General features: G+C 47.7%; 14 protein-coding genes. 9 read left to right on the top strand and 5 right to left on the bottom strand.

Annotated elements, in window-relative coordinates; genetic code table 11:
- The 3 genes from GZ78_RS28575 to GZ78_RS25560 form a co-directional block, all read left to right on the top strand.
- The coding region (locus GZ78_RS28575; RefSeq protein WP_330217594.1) for a group II intron maturase-specific domain-containing protein at positions 1-308 on the top strand (308 nt) is incomplete at its 5' end.
- A 532-nt stretch (positions 309-840) separates the two neighbouring features.
- On the top strand, positions 841-984 hold the full coding sequence (locus GZ78_RS29710; protein ID WP_161787495.1) for a hypothetical protein: 144 nt from the start codon (positions 841-843) through the stop codon (positions 982-984).
- Positions 985-1359: 375 nt separating this feature from the next.
- The gene (locus tag GZ78_RS25560) at positions 1360-1914 is read left to right on the top strand and encodes a hypothetical protein (RefSeq protein ID WP_034842742.1); all 555 of its coding nucleotides are present in this window, start codon (positions 1360-1362) and stop codon (positions 1912-1914) included.
- 310 nt (positions 1915-2224) lie between these two features.
- Here the strand turns inward: GZ78_RS25560 and aceA are convergent, their stop codons facing one another.
- Positions 2225-3496: an isocitrate lyase gene (gene aceA / locus GZ78_RS25565; RefSeq protein ID WP_051786553.1), complete on the bottom strand. Its 1272-nt coding sequence runs from the start codon at positions 3494-3496 to the stop codon at positions 2225-2227.
- A gap of 225 nt (positions 3497-3721) precedes the next feature.
- Between aceA and GZ78_RS25570 the strand changes: the two genes are divergently transcribed.
- The 3 genes from GZ78_RS25570 to GZ78_RS25575 all read left to right on the top strand — a co-directional run bounded on the left by GZ78_RS25570 (position 3722) and on the right by GZ78_RS25575 (position 7400).
- Positions 3722-4654 (top strand): LysR family transcriptional regulator, encoded by a 933-nt coding sequence (locus GZ78_RS25570; RefSeq protein WP_034842745.1) that lies wholly within the window; start codon positions 3722-3724, stop codon positions 4652-4654.
- 206 nt (positions 4655-4860) lie between these two features.
- Positions 4861-4992, top strand: coding sequence for a hypothetical protein (locus GZ78_RS30750; RefSeq protein WP_269078793.1), 132 nt, complete (start codon positions 4861-4863; stop codon positions 4990-4992).
- Positions 4993-5207: 215 nt separating this feature from the next.
- Positions 5208-7400 (top strand): malate synthase G, encoded by a 2193-nt coding sequence (locus GZ78_RS25575; RefSeq protein ID WP_034842747.1) that lies wholly within the window; start codon positions 5208-5210, stop codon positions 7398-7400.
- A 58-nt stretch (positions 7401-7458) separates the two neighbouring features.
- On the opposite strand, the gene purB is transcribed toward GZ78_RS25575, so the two are convergent.
- The 3 genes from purB to mnmA all read right to left on the bottom strand — a co-directional run bounded on the left by purB (position 7459) and on the right by mnmA (position 10782).
- Entirely contained in the window at positions 7459-8829 is a 1371-nt protein-coding gene (purB, locus tag GZ78_RS25580) for an adenylosuccinate lyase (RefSeq protein ID WP_034842750.1), read from the bottom strand.
- A gap of 77 nt (positions 8830-8906) precedes the next feature.
- On the bottom strand, positions 8907-9554 hold the full coding sequence (gene hflD, locus GZ78_RS25585) for a high frequency lysogenization protein HflD (protein WP_051786554.1): 648 nt from the start codon (positions 9552-9554) through the stop codon (positions 8907-8909).
- 79 nt (positions 9555-9633) lie between these two features.
- Positions 9634-10782 (bottom strand): tRNA 2-thiouridine(34) synthase MnmA, encoded by a 1149-nt coding sequence (gene mnmA, locus GZ78_RS25590; protein ID WP_034842754.1) that lies wholly within the window; start codon positions 10780-10782, stop codon positions 9634-9636.
- Positions 10783-11085: 303 nt separating this feature from the next.
- Here mnmA and GZ78_RS25595 point away from each other — a divergent pair, with 303 nt between their 5' ends.
- The 3 genes from GZ78_RS25595 to clpA all read left to right on the top strand — a co-directional run bounded on the left by GZ78_RS25595 (position 11086) and on the right by clpA (position 16495).
- Positions 11086-13317 (top strand): NADP-dependent isocitrate dehydrogenase, encoded by a 2232-nt coding sequence (locus tag GZ78_RS25595; RefSeq protein WP_034842756.1) that lies wholly within the window; start codon positions 11086-11088, stop codon positions 13315-13317.
- Between the two features lie 473 nt (positions 13318-13790).
- Positions 13791-14174 (top strand): ATP-dependent Clp protease adapter ClpS, encoded by a 384-nt coding sequence (gene clpS, locus GZ78_RS25600; RefSeq protein ID WP_236631695.1) that lies wholly within the window; start codon positions 13791-13793, stop codon positions 14172-14174.
- A 20-nt stretch (positions 14175-14194) separates the two neighbouring features.
- The gene (gene clpA / locus GZ78_RS25605) at positions 14195-16495 is read left to right on the top strand and encodes an ATP-dependent Clp protease ATP-binding subunit ClpA (RefSeq protein ID WP_034842757.1); all 2301 of its coding nucleotides are present in this window, start codon (positions 14195-14197) and stop codon (positions 16493-16495) included.
- Between the two features lie 34 nt (positions 16496-16529).
- Here the strand turns inward: clpA and infA are convergent, their stop codons facing one another.
- On the bottom strand, positions 16530-16748 hold the full coding sequence (infA, locus tag GZ78_RS25610) for a translation initiation factor IF-1 (RefSeq protein WP_034842760.1): 219 nt from the start codon (positions 16746-16748) through the stop codon (positions 16530-16532).
- Positions 16749-16866: the final 118 nt, after the last annotated feature.

Here is a 16866-nt window from a genome sequence, read left to right on the forward strand (position 1 = left end):
TGGAAGGACTCAACAGGTACTTGCAGGGATGGAAGAACTACTTCCGAGAAGTAGAAACCCGCACAGAGTTTGAACACTTTGACTGTTGGATAAGAAGGCGGTTGCGAAGTCTGCTCTGGTATCAATGGAAGAGAAGCCCAAAGCGGTACAAGGAACTGCGAAAGCAGGGAATCAGTGACAAACTGACAAGGCAAACGGTAGCTTCAGGAAAAGGACATTGGCGAGTGAGCCGGAGTCCTGCGTTACACATGGCGCTACCCAATAGTTGGTTTGATAAGTTAGGTTTAATCAGATTGTTGGCCGCTTAACTGGCCGAAACGCCCAGTACGGACCCGTATGCTGGGTGTTGTGGGAGGAGCGTAGCCGTGAGGCTACGCCCTATCCCGATGTGTGCCGAGCATGTCACACAGCTCGGGGGTGAAAGTCCCCTGTCCAGCCAGATGAGGGCGAAGGACTAGCGAAGCACAAGGTTTGTATCGTGAGATGCAGGCTGAAGGCAGTGTGGAGCAAAACCGCGAGCCGACGAACAGAAACCAGATATGAGGCTGTCTGCGTGAGGACGAGTCAGCGTATGATGACGAAGTCCATACTCATCCGGACACTCAGGCAGTAGATCTGGCGGTTGTGCGGCGAAGGCGGTGTGACTTACCTCGGGAGGTCTGTGTGGTGTCTGATATTTCGGACTGAGGCTATCGTAAGGTGGCCTGATCGCCATACAGAAGTCAGCAGACGGCATAGTAGCTGGCGAATGTCAGTGAAGGCCTGAACGGTACAGAGTGGTGAATAGTTTCTGTTATTCGATACACCGGACGCAGACAAATCCAGCAAACACTGGAACTCATGCCAAGTGGTCACGGCGGAACCGGAGGCTGCGACGTTATGAGGGCTGAGGTTGTGTCGGCATCACAGGATTACGAAAGCCCGACAAGCGATGCAAGCCTGATGGCACGCATCGCTCATCTCAATAACCTGAAGAAGGTTTGATCAGGTTGTTGGTCGCTTAACTGGCCGAAACGCCCAGTACGGACCCGTATGCTGTGGTGTTGTGGGAGGAGCGTAGCCGTGAGGCTACGCCCTATCCCGATCACCCCTGAAAGTTAGTCACTATAGCTTGAGATAACGTATGGGTTCCCACGCAGGAGTATGGGAACCAAGGCCGAAACTGCTATTTTTGAACCATGCCTGAATATGTGTGAAGACACTGGTCTATCGGGAGCCGGATGCGGTAGTTCCGCACGTCCGGTTCTGAGGAGGGGCCTGCTTGGGTCACTGGGCAGGTCTACTCACCCTAAACCCCGTTACTGGTTGTTGGTCTAACATGTGCTGGATGTATTTGTATTCGATTGAGGAGAGGTCTTTGTGAAGTTGCGGTGGGTACTTTTTTTGGGTTCTCTGGTGCTGGGTCAGGTTGTGTTGGCTGCGCAGGAGAAGAAGGGTGAGCCTTATCGGCCGGCACATTCTGAGAAATGTGCTGAAGCGGGTTCTTACGAAATTCCGTGTGGAAACTTCATCTTGGCCAGTGTGTTGCTCTCAAAGCAGTATGACACAGTATCAAAGGCGGATGATGTGCGTGCGTCTTTTAGTGTTGCTACGCACCCGGGTGATCATCCGTTTCTAAGTCGCTTATCCAGGCGTTTGGGTTTTGAGGGTGTAGGGGAGGAGTCTCCTGAGAATCAGGTCGTGTTTAAGTGGGTTGAGATGTCTGAGGGCGACAGGGCTGCCCTGGCCGAGAAGTTCAGTCGGCAGGCAAGCGATCAGAAGGGAATTCCGTTGACGGTAAGTTATCTTACTCGTTGCCTGGACTACTGGACGGACAAAGATGCCATTCATGATCAAAGGAGAGAGGATCCCACATTTGCTCAGGTGGCGGCACTTTGTGTGGCTGACAGCGGTTTGCTTGCGACTTCGAATTGAATTTAAAAAATTTGGCATGGTTCAAAAACCCCGTTTTTTAGTGAACACTTTCCAATTTTCCAGGGACGGGGTAGAAAGTACTGAAGCCCTTATCTCTTGGAGGTTCGAACGATGCAATTGATGTCTGCCTTGGCAGTCACGTATGCATTCCCACGCGGGAGCGTAGGAACGAGCCAATTTGGTGGGGGAAGTGGGTGTGGGGCATGAAACAGCTCTCGATTTCACAAATTGATAAGAGCTGTTTCAAGGTTTAAAAAAGTGGGAAAACTACAAAATTTCCCACTGTCAGGTGCCAACCGATAAGAGGGGGTTATCGGTTTTTCTGAATTACGTGTGTGATGTGGTCAAAGTACCCTGTGCCTACCTCTTTCTGGGGGCATACAAAGGTATAACCTCGTTCATACGCAGCCTGTTCGGGTTGCTGAACCATTTCTGCGTAATGTTTCATGCCTTGTCCCTGGCTGTAGTGATAGGCCAGATCGAACATGTTGTGCCACATGCTATGAATGCCTGCCAGCGTGATGAACTGGAATTTGTAGCCCATATCACTCAGTTCATCCTGGAATCGGGCGATGGTTTTGTCGTCCATGTTCTTTTTCCAGTTAAAGGATGAAGAGCAGTTGTACGCCAGTAACTGGTCTGGGTGTTCGGAGCGAATAGCCTGGGCAAAGGTTCTGGCCTCATCCAGGTCTGGTGTTGCTGATTCGTACCAGAGCAGGTCGGCAAAAGGTGCATAAGCCATACCTCTTGCAATAGCCTGCTCAATACCTTTGCGGGTACGGTAGAAACCTTCTTTGGTTCTCTCTCCGGTCATAAAGGGTCTGTCGTAGTCATCAATATCCGAGGTAATTAAATCGGCAGTACTGGCATCTGTTCTTGCCATCAATAATGTGGGGACCCCTGCCACGTCGGCCGCCAGTCGAGCAGAAATCAATTTGTCGACAGCTTCCTGGGTAGGTACAAGAACTTTACCGCCCATGTGGCCGCACTTTTTGACAGAAGCCAGCTGATCTTCAAAATGAATGCCTGCAGCGCCAGCTTCGATCATGCTTTTCATCAGTTCATAAGTGTTACGAACACCACCAAAGCCATCTTCACCGTCGGCGATAATAGGGGCAAACATGTCTGTGTAACCTTCATCGCCGGGACCCATACCGTTTTTCCATTGAATCTGGTCGGCTCTCATGAAGCTATTGTTCATTCTTTCTATTAATGCTGGAACAGAGTCTACCGGGTAAAGTGATTGGTCCGGATACATAGAGCTGGCTGAGTTATTGTCAGCGGCTACTTGCCAGCCTGACAGGTACACCGCTTCCAGTCCGGCTTTTACTTGTTGCAGAGCCTGGCCACCTGTGAGTGCGCCAAGGCTGTTTACGTACCCCTTGCGAGACTGATTTTCGTAGAGTAATGCCCAGAGCTTGTCTGCTCCCATCTGTGCAAAGGTATTTTCTACCTTGATGGAACCGCGCAGACGAACGACATCCTCAGCTTTGTAGGTGCGTTTTACATTGGCCCAACGAGGATTTTCTGACCAGTCCTGTTCAATGCGGGCAATTTCTTCAGCGCGATTATAAGTAGACATTGTATCGCCTCTCCTGAAATTCAAACGGTTGTTTGTCAAGGCAGTTTCAATCTATAACAAAAGATAACAAGCCTGATAATTTATTATCTTTATGATGGTTATTTCGAAGATGAATCTCATTCTCTTTGACTGAAGTGTGAAATAATCAAACACCTGTTTGATTTGGGTTCTGCTTATCTCTATTCTTGGGTTTCTAGCGACCCGCTTCAGGACGTGAATAAAAATATGAACTTGGCTCGTGTTGATCTGAACCTGCTGGTTTATCTGGACGTGCTTCTGCGAGAAAGAAGCGTTACAAAAGCTGCTGAGCAGTTGGGTATTACCCAGCCTGCCATGAGTAACGGATTGAAAAGGCTCAGGAGTTTGTTTAATGATCCTCTGCTGGTGAGGACCAGTGAAGGTATGTCCCCTACTGAAAGAGCATTGGCCCTGAAACCTCAGATTGCTGATGCTCTGAAGCTGCTCGAACAGGCAGTCCTGCCCAGAGATGCCTTTAATCCGGGAGAGAGTTCCCGGGTGTTTCGCGTTATGGCCAGTGACTACTCAGAGTCGACCTTGATTCCTCTGGTGTTGAAACGATTAAGGGCTGAAGCGCCAGGTATCACACTGGATATCCTTACCCCTAGTGATGTGACTTTTCATGATGTTGAACACGGTCGTGTTGATATGGCGATCAACCGTTTCAGGAATATGCCTCAGTCCTTTCATCAATCATTAATCTGGGAAGACTCTTTTTCCTGTGTTCTGAGTCGGGATAATCCTATTATTGAAAACTTCACATTGGAGAACTACCTGTCAGCTCAACATATATGGGCCAGTAAAACAGGTATGGGAGTGGGGGTAGGTATTGACCCGAAAGATGTTCAGCAGTTGGGTTGGGTTGATGAAGCGCTGTCTGCTCTCGGTTGTAAGCGAGAGATAAGGGTGTTGACCCGGCACTATCAGGTAGCCATGCTACTGTCCTCACAGAATGATTTGATAGCAACACTTCCCAGCCGGCTGGCTGAACAGCATCAGCATCGAGAACAGTTGGTGGTATTACCGCCTCCTTTTGAAATTAAGCCTATCCAGTTACGTATGGCCTGGAGCCCACTGCTGCATCATGATGCAGGGCATAACTGGCTCAGGCAGGTAATAAAAGCAGAGGCGTCTGTTTAGTTGTCCATTCGGTTAGCTGTGCCTGTATGATAATGGGTGTTATCTTGTGTGAAAATGGTTGTGAAAGGGTGTAGAAAATAGTGTTCACAAATGTTAATCTCTGGTTGTACTTGAGCGATAACGCATAGCCTGGTGCTCTGCCTGTTTGTCGATGTTTAGCAGTCTTGGTCATACCCATACAAGATCCACCGGAAGGTAGAATAAAAATGAACTGGTTAACACAACTGAACACAGAACATACTTTGTACGAAGTAGCTGAAGAATGTATTGAGAACATGTCTGAAAGCTACTACATGCTTATTGCTGAGCAGAAGCAGGAATCTCATCCGGACGATTGAGATACAGAGTTCTAGAAAGCCGCCATTGTGCGGCTTTTTTTATGCATAAATTCTGTGAATGTTTGTTATTTATTCAGAGAATGTCGTATATAAGTGAGTTGAATTGGTCATCCATTTCCGGTTCAAAGAGAATAGTGTCAGTCTTGAACCGCCTTTTCATCCTTTCGAAGACTGGTGGTTTGTTCCAAGAATAACAGCGTATAGAAGGAAGGCACATGGCTGATCGTATCCAGATCGGAGGTTTGCAGATTGCAGCCCCTATCCATAATCTGTTAGTTGAAGCTATTGAGGGCATTGGAGTGACTCCAGAAGCTTTCTGGTCAGGCTTTGAGCGTGTTCTGGATGAGTGCGTTGTTGAGAACAGAGCTTTGCTGGAGAGGCGAGAAGCTCTGCAAGGTCGAATTGATCAGTGGCATAAAGAGCATAAGCAACAGCCCCGTGATCCTTCTGCCTATAAACAGTTCCTGTTTGAGATTGGTTACCTGCAGCCTGAAGGGGAAGACTTTCAGATCACGACAGAGAATGTTGATACTGAGATCGCATCCCAGGCTGGGCCGCAGCTGGTTGTCCCGGTAATGAATGCCCGCTTTGCTTTGAATGCAGCAAATGCCCGCTGGGGAAGCCTTTACGATGCTCTGTATGGTACCGATGCTATTTCGGAAAGTGATGGAGCTGAGCGTGGTAAGGGCTATAACCCTGTTCGAGGTCAAAAAGTCATCGCATTTGGCAAGGCGTTGCTCAACCAGGCAGCTCCTCTGGTGAAGGGTAATCATTCCAAGGTAACAGGGTATGCTGTCAAAGAGGGGAAGCTGGCTCTCTCTCTGGAAGACGGTAGCGTTACTGCTCTGGCTCAATCTGAAAAGTTTGTGGGATATACCGGCAATGAAAATGATCCTGCTGCTGTCCTGATCAAAAATAATGGGCTGCATATTGAGATTCAAATTGACCGTAAGTCACCTATTGGTAAGACCGATTCGGCAGGGGTGAAAGATCTGGTTGTAGAAGCTGCCCTGACAACCATTATGGATTGTGAGGATTCCGTGGCAGCTGTAGATGCAGAAGATAAAGCGCTGGTTTATCAAAATTGGCTCGGTTTAATGAAAGCTGATTTGCAGGAAACTTTCACTAAGGGTGATAAAACCTTAACCCGTCAGCTGGTGGCTGATCGCAGTTACACATCTCCTGCAGGTAGAGAGTTTTCATTACATGGCCGCAGTCTTATGTTTGTTCGAAATGTCGGTCACCTGATGACAACAGATGCAGTTCTGGATCGTGAGGGGAATGAAATTCCGGAAGGTATTATGGATGGTATGTTTACTTCCATGATCGCCATGCACGACCTGAAAAAGCAGGAAGGTCTCAGAAACTCCCGCACCGGCAGTGTTTATATTGTTAAGCCAAAAATGCATGGGCCGGAAGAGGTGATTTTCACCGATAAGTTGTTTGGCAGGATTGAAGATGTTCTGGGTCTTGAGCGAAATACCTTGAAGGTAGGCATAATGGACGAGGAGCGTCGTACTTCTGTCAACCTCAAAGCCTGTATCCGAGCTGCCAGAGATCGTGTGGTCTTTATTAATACAGGCTTTCTTGATCGTACCGGTGACGAAATACACACCAGTATGGAAGCCGGTCCAATGATTCCAAAAGGTGAAATGAAGCAGTCTGCCTGGATCCATGCCTATGAAGATCAGAATGTTGAGGTGGGTCTTGATTGTGGTCTGGCCGGTCGTGCTCAGATTGGTAAAGGTATGTGGGCGATGCCGGATGAAATGGCCAAGATGCTGGCGACTAAAATCGGTCATCCACAGTCCGGAGCAAATACAGCGTGGGTGCCTTCGCCGAATGCTGCAACGTTGCACACTACTCATTATCATTCCGTAAGCGTAACCGAAGTTCAGGAGTCTGTAGCTGAGCGTCAGAGAGCCAGTCTGGATGATCTTTTGAGTATTCCCCTTCTTGAGAATGCAGGGCTGCAAGATGTCTCTTCGCTGGCTAAAGAGACTGTTCAGCAGGAGTTGGATAATAATGCTCAGAGTATTCTAGGGTATGTCGTGCGTTGGGTAGAGCAGGGTATAGGTTGTTCCAAAGTGCCTGATATACATTATGTGGGTCTGATGGAAGATCGTGCGACGTTACGAATCTCCAGTCAGCATATGGCAAATTGGTTGAGACATGGTATCTGTTCTCAAGATCAAGTTATGGATGCCATGAAACGTATGGCAAAAGTTGTTGATGAACAAAATGCAGGTGATCCGGCTTATCGTTCTATGACTGCAGATTTTGATAGCAGTATTGCTTTTAAGGCGGCGTGTGATCTGGTTTTGAAGGGCTGTCAGCAGCCCAGTGGTTATACCGAGCCTGTATTGCATGAAAGAAGGCGGGAATTTAAAGCACGTATACAAGGATAGAGCTTTGCAAAAAAGCCCTCAAATTGAGGGCTTTTTTTTGGTTTTTCTTATTGTTCTACTAGATCGCTTTGGCCTGAGTGGCAGCATTACCTACATAGTTGGCCGGTGTCAGCTTCTTTAGTTCCGTTTTGACGTCGGCTGGCATGTCCAAATTGTCAATGAAGGTTTCCAGCGTGGCTTGAGTGATGCCATCCTGACCACGAGTCAGTGCTTTCAGTTTTTCATAGGGCTGCTCAATGCCATAGCGACGCATCACAGTTTGGATGGGTTCTGCCAGAACTTCCCAGGCATTATCCAGATCTGAATTCAGGCAGTCAGCATTAGCTTGCAACTTGCTGATGCCTTTCAGGGTTGAAGCATAAGCAATCAGGCTATAGCCCAGTCCTGCACCCAGATTGCGCAGAACGGTAGAGTCGGTTAGATCTCGCTGCCAGCGGGATACAGGTAGCTTCATGGCGAGATGCTGCATCACTGCATTGGCAATGCCAAGGTTACCTTCGGAGTTCTCAAAGTCGATTGGGTTAACTTTATGAGGCATCGTAGAAGAGCCTACTTCCCCTGCAACTGTTTTCTGCTTGAAGTATCCCAGTGAGATATAACCCCAGATATCACGGTCGAAGTCGATCAGAATGGTATTGAAACGGCAAATGGCATCAAACAGTTCAGCAATGTAATCGTGTGGCTCAATTTGGGTTGTGTACGGATTCCAGTCAAGGCCCAGGCTGGTGACAAACTTTTCCGCCTGTTGTTGCCAGTCCACTTCAGGGTAAGCGGAAATGTGAGCGTTATAGTTACCTACGGCGCCATTGATTTTGCCTAGAGGCGTTACTTTTTTGATCTGCTCAATCTGTCGACGCAGACGATATGCAACGTTAGCCATTTCCTTACCCAGTGTCGTGGGTGAGGCGGTTTGGCCGTGAGTTCTGGACAACATGGGCTGATCTGCATGCTGATGAGACAGGGCCTCAATCTCTTTGATGATGTTCTGCATGGGAGGCAGTACTGCTTCTTCCATGCCGGTCTTTAGCATCAGACCATGGGAGAGATTGTTAATGTCTTCAGAGGTGCAGGCGAAGTGAACAAATTCACTGATGGCTGCCAGCTCGCTGTTATCTTGCACCTTTTCCTTGATCAGGTATTCAACCGCTTTTACATCGTGGTTGGTGGTGCGTTCTATCTCCTTGACTCGCTGGGCATCTTCCAGAGAAAAACCGGAAACCAGTTGGTCAAGCAAAGCGTTAGCCGCGTCTGAGAGGGTGGGAACTTCTTTGATTTCAGGGTGGCTGGCCAGTGCCTGTAACCATTTGATTTCAACGGTTACCCGAAAGCGGATCAGGCCATACTCACTGAAAATGCTTCTCAGGCTCTGGGTTTTGTCCCCATAGCGACCGTCGACAGGGGAAACAGCAGTCAGTGCAGACAGCTCCATGTTTAACATGCCTTATGCTCGTAGAAAGGGCGCATCATACCGGAAAACCGGTCAGGATGCAGGGTGGATGAATCGGTCTATAACTGGCTTAAGCCATTCAATAGTTTTTTTCGGCTGAGTAGCAGCTGCCATCGACTGCCGCCTGTCTGTCGCCAGAGAATGGCTGCACGAATGCCTGCAAACAGGATGGCACGAATCTTATCGGCGTTACCCGGGTTTTGCAGGTGCCTGAGGTCGCCAGAGACTTGTACTCTTGTCTTGAACGTACTGACGGTATCTAGATAGATACTGGCAAGGCTGGCAATGACATTCTCGTGAAGCATGCTGAAATGGTTGGCTTGTTCTTTGGTACGCTCCAGGCGCTGAGAAATTTCAGACAGCATTTTACGATTGCGGGACAGTTTTCGTTCAAGATGGATCAGGGTTAGGGCATAGCGAACGGTGTCGGCCTGGATGGTATCGGCCTGACGTTGAAGGACGTCCTTTAGAATTTTTCTGCCAGTGAACAAATTGTGGTAGCCGTTATAGACATCCTCGACATTGTCGGGGGAGGTCACAAAGAGGCTGCTAATCAGTGGTTCCAATTGGTCTTCGCTGATTTGCCCGCTTTTAGCCAGGCGTTCTACCAAGCCAGCAGCCTGAAAAATTGCTGACAGGGCTGCTGCCTGATCCTTTGCTGTGTATTGCACCTGAGTTTCTCTACCTCTTTTTCTCGCTATAGGCATTTGTGCTTTTCTCTATCCGGGAGGTTGCTGGGTCCCGGATGCGAAAGGGGTGGTTCAGCCTCAATGAGTCATTGATGGCTTAATTATTTTCTATTTTGCTCAGGGAGTGATGTCTGGTTTCAATCACGCCACCACCCAGACAGATATCGTTATGGTAGAAAACGACAGATTGTCCCGGTGTGACTGCTCTCTGGGGTTCGTTGAAAATGACAAGAAAACGCCCATCAGTTGTTTGCTCAAGGCGGCAGGCCTGATCCTGCTGACGATAGCGGATCTTGGCGGTCAGCTGGGCTGGCAGTTCGGGCGCTGAGCCAGATATCCAGAAAATTTCAGAGGCAGTGAGTGCTTCTGAAAACAGCATGGGATGATTATTGCCCTGAGCAACAATGAGCTGATTGTTCTTGAGGTCTTTTTCAACAACATACCATGGAGATTCTGAAGCTCCTTTCAGTCCACCAATGCCAAGGCCTTGTCTTTGACCGATGGTGTGGTACATCAAGCCTGAATGCTCACCAATCACTTCGCCCTGATCAGTCACAATGGCGCCTGGCTGGGCTGGCAGATACTGTTTCAGGAAGTCACGGAAGCGACGTTCACCAATAAAACAGATGCCTGTACTGTCCTTTTTATTATGTGTGATCAGGCCGTGTTCTTCTGCAATGCGGCGTACTTCAGGCTTTTCAATTTCGCCAACAGGGAACAGGGTTCTGACCAGTTGTTCTTTACCGACCTGATGCAGGAAGTAGCTTTGATCTTTATTTGGATCAAGTCCCTTTTTAAGGCAGGCCTGATCATTAACGCTATCCCTGCGGGCGTAATGGCCCATGGCGATATAGTCAGCATCCAGTGTCTGGGCGTAATCCAGAAAGGCTTTGAACTTGATTTCCTTGTTGCAGAGAATGTCAGGGTTGGGTGTGCGCCCGGCTTTATATTCCTGCAGAAAGTGTTCAAATACATTGTCCCAGTATTCAGCGGCAAAATTGGCTTTATGTAGTTTTATTCCAATTTTGTCACAGACCGCCTGGGCATCTTCCAGGTCGGTCATGGCAGTGCAGTACTCAGTGCCGTCGTCTTCTTCCCAGTTTTTCATAAATAGACCTTCCACCTGGTACCCTTGCTCCTTGAGCAAAAGGGCTGATACCGAGGAGTCTACACCGCCGGACATACCAACGATTACGCGGGTATCTTGAGGACTTTTGTCAGAAAAACTTGCAGAAGAGTCTGTCATGGTAACTGTATAGCTGAATCAGGAAGCCGGACATTGTACCTGTCTGGCGATATGACTTCTATATAGTCTTTATCAGGTAAGACTACGAAGTACAAATAGAGGATTATGTAGCAAAACTACATTTATTCCTTACGCTCATTGGTATATCTTATAGACCGCTTTTTATATGCAAAAAATGCCAAAAGCGTTATGGGGCTGTGCTTATAACGTGATAAATAGCCTTGAGCGAATTATAGTGGTCGTCAAGCTCCACTTAAAACCCCTCCGCAGAGGCACCACAGCCAGTTGTTTTTTGGAGATAACATGACAACAGATACAACCAGAATTATTTATACAATTACCGACGAAGCTCCCGCCTTAGCCACCTATTCATTGCTCCCAATCGTCAAGGCTTTTACCCAGGCGGCTGATGTAGCTGTTGAAACCAAGGATATATCACTGGCAGGTCGTATTATTGCCAATTTTCCTGAAAAGCTTTCTGCAGATCAGAAACAGAGTGATGCCCTGTCTGAGCTGGGTGAGCTGGCCAAGACGCCTGAGGCCAACATTATCAAGTTGCCTAATATCAGTGCTTCTATCCCACAGCTGACGGATGCTATCAAGGAACTGCAGGCGCATGGTTATGACATCCCTGACTTTCCTGTAGAACCTAAGAATGCAGAAGAAGAGGCGGTCAAAGCACGTTATGCCAAGATACTGGGCAGCGCTGTTAACCCGGTTCTTCGTGAAGGCAACTCTGATCGACGTGTTGCGGCTCCAGTTAAAGAGTATGCCAGGAAGAATCCTCATTCCATGGGAGCCTGGAGCGCTGATTCCAAGTCTCATGTTGCACATATGCAGAATGGTGACTTCTACTCCAGTGAACAGTCCGCAGGTATGCCAGAAGCTACTGATGTAAGAATCGAGTTTGTTGGTAAAGATGGAGCTGTTTCAGTTTTGAAGCAAAACACCAGCCTGCTGGCTGGAGAAGTGATCGACAGTGCTGTCATGAATGTGAAGGCTCTGAGATCATTTATTGAAGCTTCTGCTCAGGAAGCCAAAGAGCAGAATGTCCTGCTCTCACTGCACTTGAAGGCCACGATGATGAAGGTTTCTGACCCCATCATGTTTGGTCATGCCGTAACGGTTTTCTTTAAGGAAGTATTTGCGAAGCACGCTTCTGTATTTGCTGAGCTGGGTGTGGATCCTGACAACGGTTTGGGTGATGTCTACGCTAAGATTTCCGGTCTCCCGGTAGAACTGCAGGAAGAAATAAAGGCTGACATCCAGGCTGTTTACGACTCCCGCCCTGAGCTGGCAATGGTGGATTCCGATAAAGGTATCACCAACCTGCACGTACCTAACGACATTATTATTGATGCTTCCATGCCTGCAGCTCTGCGTTCATCTGGTCAGATGTGGGGACCTGATGGCAAGTTGCATGATACCAAGGCCATGATTCCGGATCGTTGCTACGCCGGTGTTTATCAGGAAGTAATCGATTTCTGTAAAGAAAACGGTGCATTCGATGTGACCACAATGGGTAATGTATCCAATGTAGGTCTGATGGCTCAGAAAGCTGAAGAATACGGTTCTCATGACAAGACCTTCAAGGCTCCTGCTGACGGTGTAATCCGTGTAGTTGAAGAGTCTGGCAGCACTGTGTTTGAACACAATGTTGAAGAAGGTGATATCTGGAGAATGTGCCAGACCAAAGATGCGCCCATTCGCGATTGGGTCAAACTGGCTGTAAACCGTGCTCGTGCAACAGGCGCTCTGACTCTCTTCTGGCTAGATGAAAACCGTGCTCATGACGCTAACCTGATTGCCAAGGTTAATGAGTACCTGAAATTCCATGACACTGATGGTCTCGATATTCGTATCCTGTCTCCAGTAGATGCTTGCCGTCTTAGCATGGAAACGATCAAAGCCGGTAAAGACGCTATCTCCGTAACCGGTAACGTTCTGCGTGATTACCTGACTGACCTGTTCCCTATTTTGGAGCTGGGTACCAGTGCCAAGATGCTCTCCATCGTACCTTTGTTGGCGGGTGGCGGTTTGTTTGAAACCGGTGCTGGTGGTTCTGCTCCCAAACACGTGCAGCAGTTTGTTAAGGAAAATCATCTGCGTTGGGATTCTTTGGGTGAGTTTCTGGCAATAGCGGTGTCTCTGGAAGATATTGCGGTTAAAACCGAAAATGCCAAGGCCCAGATTCTGGCTGACACGTTGAACGCCGCTATTGGTAAATATCTGGATGCCAACAAGTCTCCATCCCGCAGGGTTAAAGAGCTGGATAACCGTGGTAGTCATTTCTACCTGGCTCAGTTCTGGGCGGAAGCCGTAACTGCTCAGGATGCAGATAAGGAACTCAGCAGCAAATTTGCAGGCCTGGCAAAAGAGCTGGTTGAAAAAGAAAGTCAGATTGTTTCCGAGCTGACTGATTGTCAGGGCGATGCTGTTGAGCTGGGTGGCTACTATGAGCCAACTCCGGTAAAAGCGGCTGAAGCTATGCGTCCAAGTGTTACCTTTAATAAGGCAATTGATGGTCTGATTTAATCGCAGATCATTGAATGCTTGTCTATTAAGTGGCTGCAGGCTTCTGCCTGTGGCCATTTTTATTTTTAACAGCAGGTAAGTGTTTTACTTGCTGCCTCAAAAGTTCTGGATGGCAGATTGTTCATTTTTCAAGTTTGAATACAGGTAATGTTGTCAGAGCGAATCACGTGGTAATGTGATGTTAAGGGTAAAAGATTAACGTATTAGAAGTGCTCTGAAGCAGCAGTTCAGATATTTATTTTTCATATTTCTGTTTTTTTGACTTGTTTTTTCAAGCTTGTTGTCGAATAAATTTATGAAATGATCTGCTTTTCTTCGGGTGAGTGACGTAAATTGTTTTTCTTTGGTCCGTGCGTGTTTAGAATGGTATTCAGGGCGTTGTGCTTTTGACGGTTGTACGTCAGTCGACACCTGATTATGGGCAGTCCAGAGCCTGGTTAATTCAGCTGTAAATTCACCTGGAAGCGAGTGCAATGCAGCAGATAGCAGTTCATCAATACATGAGTAATTTTGAGTGGCTTCGTCTAAGCTTAGAAAATGAAGGGACAGAGCAGGAAGGCGATCATGATGTCGCCCTGGCACCAGCTAAAGCCAGAGTCAAACCGCCCGCTATGTATCAGGTACTGCTCTTAAATGATGATTTTACACCGATGGATTTTGTAGTTGAGGTCCTGGAGAAATTTTTCAGCATGGGTACTGATCAGGCAACACAGGTCATGCTGATGGTTCATACGCAAGGCAAAGCTGTATGTGGAGTTTTCAGCAAGGATGTGGCTGAAACAAAAGCCCGGCAAATCAACGAGTACTCCAGAGAATTCCAGCATCCCCTGTTGTGCAAAACAATTAAGGCCGATTAGTGTTCTCAGGGTAATATTATATGCTCAATAAAGACCTCGAACTTACGCTTAACAGTGCTTTCCGTGATGCCAGAAGCAAGCGGCATGAATTCATGACCGTGGAACATCTGCTACTGGCACTGCTTGATAATGAATCCGCTTCCAGAGTGTTGGCAGCTTGTGGAGTTGAAACTGAAAAGCTACGTAAGGAGTTGGTTGAATTTGTTGATTCAACAACACCTTTAATACCTGCCAACGATACAGAGCGAGAAACGCAGCCGACACTCGGCTTTCAAAGAGTTCTGCAACGTGCTGTTTTCCATGTACAAAGTTCGGGCAAGAAAGAAGTAACCGGTGCTAATGTTCTGGTGGCTATTTTCAGTGAACAGGAAAGCCAGGCTGTTTATTTTTTGAAACAGCAGGATGTCGCCCGAATTGATGTCGTCAATTATATCGCCCATGGTATCTCAAAAATGCCGGGCAATGAGTTGGAAGAGTTGGGCGGTGAGCTTATGGAGGAAACCACTGACTCCGACGCTGCTGGAAAAGATCCGCTTAAAAATTATGCTACAAATCTGAATGAACAAGCGCGTATCGGTAAAATTGATCCCCTGGTGGGTCGAGAGGAAGAGGTTGAGAGAGTTTCTCAAATCCTGACGCGTCGCCGCAAGAATAACCCGTTATTGGTGGGCGAAGCAGGTGTTGGTAAAACAGCCGTTGCTGAAGGTCTGGCAAAAAGAATTGTTGACGGAGAAGTACCTGAGGTACTTTCCAAAGCGGTTGTTTATTCTCTTGATCTGGGTTCGTTGTTAGCCGGCACCAAATATCGCGGTGACTTTGAAAAGCGCTTCAAGAAACTGTTAAGTGAGCTGAAGAAGCTTGATCATGCCATTCTGTTTATCGACGAAATTCATACCATTATTGGTGCCGGAGCGGCGTCAGGTGGTGTCATGGATGCTTCTAACTTGCTGAAGCCTCTGCTCACTTCTGGAGATCTTCGCTGCATAGGATCGACAACCTTCCAGGAGTTCCGGGGTATATTTGAAAAGGATCGGGCTCTGGCTCGACGTTTCCAGAAAGTTGATATTGGCGAACCCAGTGTTGACGATACGGTGGATATACTGCGTGGTCTGAAAAGTCGGTTTGAGGAGCATCATAGCATTGAGTATCTTGATGACGCCTTGAAAGCGGCTGCAGAATTAGCTAACCGTTATATCAATGACCGTCATATGCCTGATAAGGCCATTGACGTTATTGATGAGGCCGGTGCATATCAGCGACTGCTGCCTGAAGATGAGCGTAAAAAGACGATTGAAGTCGGTGATGTTGAAAGCATTGTTGCCAAGATTGCACGGATTCCGCCTAAGTCTGTTTCCTCTTCTGATAAAGAGCTCCTCTCCAAGCTTGAAAGAAACCTGAAAATGGTAGTGTTTGGTCAGGACCCTGCGATTGTCTCACTATCAACAGCTATCAAATTGTCACGTGCCGGTTTGAAAGCGCCAGATAAGCCCGTAGGCGCTTTCTTATTCTCAGGACCTACGGGGGTTGGTAAGACTGAAGTTTGTCGTCAGCTTGCCAAGTCTATGGGTATTGAGCTGGTTCGCTTTGATATGTCTGAGTATATGGAAGCTCATACTGTCTCAAGACTGATTGGTGCACCTCCGGGTTATGTAGGATACGACCAGGGTGGTCTATTAACTGAGGCAATTAACAAAACGCCTCACTGTGTTCTGCTGTTGGATGAAATCGAAAAAGGCCATCCAGATGTATTCAACCTGCTTTTGCAGGTGATGGATCATGGCACCTTGACTGACAATAATGGTCGTAAAGCTGATTTCCGTAATGTCATTTTGATTATGACAACAAATGCCGGGGCAGCAACCATGACACGCAGTTCGATTGGTTTTACTGAGCAGGATCATACGACAGATGGTATGGAAGCTATCAAGAAAACCTTTACTCCGGAATTCAGAAACCGTCTGGACTCTATTATTCCGTTCGACTCGTTGACAGAAGATACTATCAAGCATGTTGTTGACAAGTTTCTTACTGAGCTGCAGGCGCAGCTGGATGAGAGAAAGGTTCAAATTGATGTCGATGACAAGGCGCGGGAGTGGTTGGCTGAGAAAGGCTATGATCGTGCAATGGGTGCTCGTCCCATGGGGCGGATTATCCAGGAGCATCTCAAAAAGCCCCTGGCGGAACAGATCCTTTTTGGCAAGTTGTCTGAGAACGGAGGTTTTGTTCGCGTGACGGTCAAGAAAGGGGAGCTGTTCCTGAAATTCGAACCTGCTAAAAGCCGGGCTTCAGATCTCGAAGCGGTGGATGGTGAGCAAGGCTGAAGGTGCCAGGAGGGACAGGGGCGTTAGGCCCCTGTCAGCGGGAACGGTAGGTGATGCGGCCTTTGGTCAGGTCATATGGAGTCAGTTCAACTTTGACCTTGTCACCTGTCAGAATACGAATGTAGTTTTTACGCATTTTGCCTGAAATATGAGCGGTCACAACGTGGCCGTTTTCCAGTTCTACACGGAACATGGTGTTTGGCAGGGTGTCAATGACAACACCTTCCATTTCAAGACTTTCTTCTTTCGCCATATAAAGTTTGACCTCAGGAATAGAGCGTTAGCTGAATAAATCTGGCAGGCATTCTGCCTGAAAACCAGATTTAAAGCAAAGTGAACCGTAGTTATCGATTGAAAATCATTCTCTGTCA

Source organism: Endozoicomonas numazuensis, assembly GCF_000722635.1.
Taxonomy (GTDB): Bacteria; Pseudomonadota; Gammaproteobacteria; order Pseudomonadales; family Endozoicomonadaceae; genus Endozoicomonas_A; species Endozoicomonas_A numazuensis.

What these genes read in the sequence shown, in the direction of transcription:
- GZ78_RS29710 (WP_161787495.1), top strand. Translation starts at nt 841, where the DNA reads ATGCCAAGTGGTCACGGCGGAACCGGAGGCTGCGACGTTATGAGGGCT.
- aceA (WP_051786553.1), bottom strand. Translation starts at nt 3,496, where the DNA reads ATGTCTACTTATAATCGCGCTGAAGAAATTGCCCGCATTGAACAGGAC.
- GZ78_RS25570 (WP_034842745.1), top strand. Translation starts at nt 3,722, where the DNA reads ATGAACTTGGCTCGTGTTGATCTGAACCTGCTGGTTTATCTGGACGTG.
- GZ78_RS30750 (WP_269078793.1), top strand. Translation starts at nt 4,861, where the DNA reads ATGAACTGGTTAACACAACTGAACACAGAACATACTTTGTACGAAGTA.
- GZ78_RS25575 (WP_034842747.1), top strand. Translation starts at nt 5,208, where the DNA reads ATGGCTGATCGTATCCAGATCGGAGGTTTGCAGATTGCAGCCCCTATC.
- purB (WP_034842750.1), bottom strand. Translation starts at nt 8,829, where the DNA reads ATGGAGCTGTCTGCACTGACTGCTGTTTCCCCTGTCGACGGTCGCTAT.
- hflD (WP_051786554.1), bottom strand. Translation starts at nt 9,554, where the DNA reads ATGCCTATAGCGAGAAAAAGAGGTAGAGAAACTCAGGTGCAATACACA.
- mnmA (WP_034842754.1), bottom strand. Translation starts at nt 10,782, where the DNA reads ATGACAGACTCTTCTGCAAGTTTTTCTGACAAAAGTCCTCAAGATACC.
- GZ78_RS25595 (WP_034842756.1), top strand. Translation starts at nt 11,086, where the DNA reads ATGACAACAGATACAACCAGAATTATTTATACAATTACCGACGAAGCT.
- clpS (WP_236631695.1), top strand. Translation starts at nt 13,791, where the DNA reads ATGCAGCAGATAGCAGTTCATCAATACATGAGTAATTTTGAGTGGCTT.
- clpA (WP_034842757.1), top strand. Translation starts at nt 14,195, where the DNA reads ATGCTCAATAAAGACCTCGAACTTACGCTTAACAGTGCTTTCCGTGAT.
- infA (WP_034842760.1), bottom strand. Translation starts at nt 16,748, where the DNA reads ATGGCGAAAGAAGAAAGTCTTGAAATGGAAGGTGTTGTCATTGACACC.